The sequence below is a fragment of the Pseudomonas sp. GW821-FHT09A09 genome (genome assembly GCF_059418405.1).
Map to the genome: position 1 here is coordinate 1 of NZ_JBWKPU010000078.1, position 5,271 is coordinate 5,271.

At 51.1% G+C, this 5,271-nt stretch carries 2 tRNA genes and 2 rRNA genes; all 4 read right to left on the minus strand.

Going from position 1 to position 5,271, the window contains the following annotated elements:
• Nucleotides 1-19: 19 nt before the first annotated feature.
• Nucleotides 20-2,911 (minus strand): 23S ribosomal RNA (locus tag AC07OV_RS30510).
• Between the two features lie 247 nt (nucleotides 2,912-3,158).
• Nucleotides 3,159-3,234, minus strand: a tRNA-Ala gene (locus AC07OV_RS30515).
• A gap of 30 nt (nucleotides 3,235-3,264) precedes the next feature.
• A tRNA-Ile gene (locus AC07OV_RS30520) sits at nucleotides 3,265-3,341 on the minus strand.
• Nucleotides 3,342-3,424: 83 nt separating this feature from the next.
• A 16S ribosomal RNA gene (locus tag AC07OV_RS30525) occupies nucleotides 3,425-4,961 on the minus strand.
• The 16S and 23S rRNA genes sit together here with 2 tRNA genes alongside, the layout of an rRNA operon.
• Nucleotides 4,962-5,271 lie beyond the last annotated feature (310 nt).

Here is a 5,271-nt window from a genome sequence, read left to right on the forward strand (position 1 = left end):
CAAATTGCTTGGGTGTTATATGGTCAAGCCTCACGGGCAATTAGTATTGGTTAGCTCAACGCCTCACAGCGCTTACACACCCAACCTATCAACGTCGTAGTCTTCGACGGCCCTTCAGGGAACTCAAGGTTCCAGTGAGATCTCATCTTGAGGCTAGTTTCCCGCTTAGATGCTTTCAGCGGTTATCTATTCCGAACATAGCTACCCGGCAATGCCACTGGCGTGACAACCGGAACACCAGAGGTTCGTCCACTCCGGTCCTCTCGTACTAGGAGCAGCCCCTCTCAAATCTCAAACGTCCACGGCAGATAGGGACCGAACTGTCTCACGACGTTCTAAACCCAGCTCGCGTACCACTTTAAATGGCGAACAGCCATACCCTTGGGACCGGCTTCAGCCCCAGGATGTGATGAGCCGACATCGAGGTGCCAAACACCGCCGTCGATATGAACTCTTGGGCGGTATCAGCCTGTTATCCCCGGAGTACCTTTTATCCGTTGAGCGATGGCCCTTCCATACAGAACCACCGGATCACTAAGACCTACTTTCGTACCTGCTCGACGTGTCTGTCTCGCAGTCAAGCGCGCTTTTGCCTTTATACTCTACGACCGATTTCCGACCGGTCTGAGCGCACCTTCGTACTCCTCCGTTACTCTTTAGGAGGAGACCGCCCCAGTCAAACTACCCACCATACACTGTCCTCGATCCGGATAACGGACCTGAGTTAGAACCTCAAAGTTGCCAGGGTGGTATTTCAAGGATGGCTCCACGCAGACTGGCGTCCACGCTTCAAAGCCTCCCACCTATCCTACACAAGCAAATTCAAAGTCCAGTGCAAAGCTATAGTAAAGGTTCACGGGGTCTTTCCGTCTAGCCGCGGATACACTGCATCTTCACAGCGATTTCAATTTCACTGAGTCTCGGGTGGAGACAGCGCCGCCATCGTTACGCCATTCGTGCAGGTCGGAACTTACCCGACAAGGAATTTCGCTACCTTAGGACCGTTATAGTTACGGCCGCCGTTTACCGGGGCTTCGATCAAGAGCTTCGCGTTAGCTAACCCCATCAATTAACCTTCCGGCACCGGGCAGGCGTCACACCCTATACGTCCACTTTCGTGTTTGCAGAGTGCTGTGTTTTTAATAAACAGTCGCAGCGGCCTGGTATCTTCGACCGGCATGGGCTTACGGAGCAAGTCCTTCACCCTCACCGGCGCACCTTCTCCCGAAGTTACGGTGCCATTTTGCCTAGTTCCTTCACCCGAGTTCTCTCAAGCGCCTTGGTATTCTCTACCCAACCACCTGTGTCGGTTTGGGGTACGGTTCCTGGTTACCTGAAGCTTAGAAGCTTTTCTTGGAAGCATGGCATCAACCACTTCGCTAACTAAAAGTTAGCTCGTCATCAGCTCTCGGCCTTAAGATCCCGGATTTACCTAAGATCTCAGCCTACCACCTTAAACTTGGACAACCAACGCCAAGCTGGCCTAGCCTTCTCCGTCCCTCCATCGCAATAACCAGAAGTACAGGAATATTAACCTGTTTTCCATCGACTACGCTTTTCAGCCTCGCCTTAGGGACCGACTAACCCTGCGTCGATTAACGTTGCGCAGGAAACCTTGGTCTTTCGGCGTGGGTGTTTTTCACACCCATTGTCGTTACTCATGTCAGCATTCGCACTTCTGATACCTCCAGCAAGCTTCTCAACTCACCTTCACAGGCTTACAGAACGCTCCTCTACCGCATCACTTACGTGATACCCGTAGCTTCGGTGTATGGTTTGAGCCCCGTTACATCTTCCGCGCAGGCCGACTCGACTAGTGAGCTATTACGCTTTCTTTAAAGGGTGGCTGCTTCTAAGCCAACCTCCTAGCTGTCTAAGCCTTCCCACATCGTTTCCCACTTAACCATAACTTTGGGACCTTAGCTGACGGTCTGGGTTGTTTCCCTTTTCACGACGGACGTTAGCACCCGCCGTGTGTCTCCCATGCTCGGCACTTGTAGGTATTCGGAGTTTGCATCGGTTTGGTAAGTCGGGATGACCCCCTAGCCGAAACAGTGCTCTACCCCCTACAGTGATACATGAGGCGCTACCTAAATAGCTTTCGAGGAGAACCAGCTATCTCCGAGCTTGATTAGCCTTTCACTCCGATCCACAGGTCATCCGCTAACTTTTCAACGGTAGTCGGTTCGGTCCTCCAGTTAGTGTTACCCAACCTTCAACCTGCCCATGGATAGATCGCCCGGTTTCGGGTCTATTCCCAGCGACTAGACGCCCTATTAAGACTCGCTTTCGCTACGCCTCCCCTATTCGGTTAAGCTCGCCACTGAAAATAAGTCGCTGACCCATTATACAAAAGGTACGCAGTCACAGAACAAAGTCTGCTCCCACTGCTTGTACGCATACGGTTTCAGGATCTATTTCACTCCCCTCTCCGGGGTTCTTTTCGCCTTTCCCTCACGGTACTAGTTCACTATCGGTCAGTCAGTAGTATTTAGCCTTGGAGGATGGTCCCCCCATATTCAGACAAAGTTTCTCGTGCTCCGTCCTACTCGATTTCATGACTAAGAGATTTTCGCGTACAGGGCTATCACCCACTATGGCCGCACTTTCCAGAGCGTTCCGCTAATCTCAAAGCCACTTAAGGGCTAGTCCCCGTTCGCTCGCCACTACTAAGGGAATCTCGGTTGATTTCTTTTCCTCAGGGTACTTAGATGTTTCAGTTCCCCTGGTTCGCTTCTTGCACCTATGTATTCAGTACAAGATAACCATCTTATGATGGCTGGGTTCCCCCATTCAGACATCTCCGGATCAAAGTCTGTTTGCCGACTCCCCGAAGCTTTTCGCAGGCTACCACGTCTTTCATCGCCTCTGACTGCCAAGGCATCCACCGTATGCGCTTCTTCACTTGACCATATAACCCCAAGCAATCTGGTTATACTGTGAAGACGACATTCGCCGAAAATTCGAATTTCTCAATTAAGAGAACTCACAAATTTTACCTTAGCCTGATCCGTTACCAGTGAAAGTAACGTTCAGTCTATCTTTCTATCACATACCCAAATTTTTAAAGAACGATCTAATCAAAGACTAGAAATCAACATTCACCATCAATCTGATGGAATGCTCATTTCTAAGCTTTCAACTTCTAGAAGCAGTAGTGGTGGAGCCAAACGGGATCGAACCGTTGACCTCCTGCGTGCAAGGCAGGCGCTCTCCCAGCTGAGCTATGGCCCCGTATTTCTACAGGCGTTTCCCACACAAAATTGGTGGGTCTGGGCAGATTCGAACTGCCGACCTCACCCTTATCAGGGGTGCGCTCTAACCAACTGAGCTACAGACCCAATTTCGGGCTGCTTCTTTATCGTCTTCTTCAATGAATCAAGCAATTCGTGTGGGAACTTATGGAGCAGCTGATGTCGTCGATTAAGGAGGTGATCCAGCCGCAGGTTCCCCTACGGCTACCTTGTTACGACTTCACCCCAGTCATGAATCACACCGTGGTAACCGTCCCCCCGAAGGTTAGACTAGCTACTTCTGGTGCAACCCACTCCCATGGTGTGACGGGCGGTGTGTACAAGGCCCGGGAACGTATTCACCGCGACATTCTGATTCGCGATTACTAGCGATTCCGACTTCACGCAGTCGAGTTGCAGACTGCGATCCGGACTACGATCGGTTTTATGGGATTAGCTCCACCTCGCGGCTTGGCAACCCTCTGTACCGACCATTGTAGCACGTGTGTAGCCCAGGCCGTAAGGGCCATGATGACTTGACGTCATCCCCACCTTCCTCCGGTTTGTCACCGGCAGTCTCCTTAGAGTGCCCACCATAACGTGCTGGTAACTAAGGACAAGGGTTGCGCTCGTTACGGGACTTAACCCAACATCTCACGACACGAGCTGACGACAGCCATGCAGCACCTGTCTCAATGTTCCCGAAGGCACCAATCCATCTCTGGAAAGTTCATTGGATGTCAAGGCCTGGTAAGGTTCTTCGCGTTGCTTCGAATTAAACCACATGCTCCACCGCTTGTGCGGGCCCCCGTCAATTCATTTGAGTTTTAACCTTGCGGCCGTACTCCCCAGGCGGTCAACTTAATGCGTTAGCTGCGCCACTAAAAGCTCAAGGCTTCCAACGGCTAGTTGACATCGTTTACGGCGTGGACTACCAGGGTATCTAATCCTGTTTGCTCCCCACGCTTTCGCACCTCAGTGTCAGTATTAGTCCAGGTGGTCGCCTTCGCCACTGGTGTTCCTTCCTATATCTACGCATTTCACCGCTACACAGGAAATTCCACCACCCTCTACCATACTCTAGTCAGTCAGTTTTGAATGCAGTTCCCAGGTTGAGCCCGGGGATTTCACATCCAACTTAACAAACCACCTACGCGCGCTTTACGCCCAGTAATTCCGATTAACGCTTGCACCCTCTGTATTACCGCGGCTGCTGGCACAGAGTTAGCCGGTGCTTATTCTGTCGGTAACGTCAAAACAGTTACGTATTAGGCAACTGCCCTTCCTCCCAACTTAAAGTGCTTTACAATCCGAAGACCTTCTTCACACACGCGGCATGGCTGGATCAGGCTTTCGCCCATTGTCCAATATTCCCCACTGCTGCCTCCCGTAGGAGTCTGGACCGTGTCTCAGTTCCAGTGTGACTGATCATCCTCTCAGACCAGTTACGGATCGTCGCCTTGGTGAGCCATTACCTCACCAACTAGCTAATCCGACCTAGGCTCATCTGATAGCGCAAGGCCCGAAGGTCCCCTGCTTTCTCCCGTAGGACGTATGCGGTATTAGCGTCCGTTTCCGAACGTTATCCCCCACTACCAGGCAGATTCCTAGGCATTACTCACCCGTCCGCCGCTCTCAAGAGAAGCAAGCTTCTCTCTACCGCTCGACTTGCATGTGTTAGGCCTGCCGCCAGCGTTCAATCTGAGCCATGATCAAACTCTTCAGTTCAAACATCTTTGGGTTTTTAAGAAACCCTAAACTTGGCTCAGCAATCGTTGGTTACATCTTTGATTTCTCGCGGAGTAACTTGTGATGCTGATAATCTTGTTGACTATCAGTCTGACTCCACAAGCACCCACACGAATTGCTTGATTCAGTTGTTAAAGAGCGGTTGGTTAAGATCTTTCGTCTCAACCGAGGCGCGCATTCTACAGCAGCCTCATTTGCTGTCAAGTGATTATTTTCAGAAGCTTTCGAAGATTTCTTCAACAACTTCAACCACTTGCGCTTCCGATCTCTCGTCAGCGGGAGGCGAATT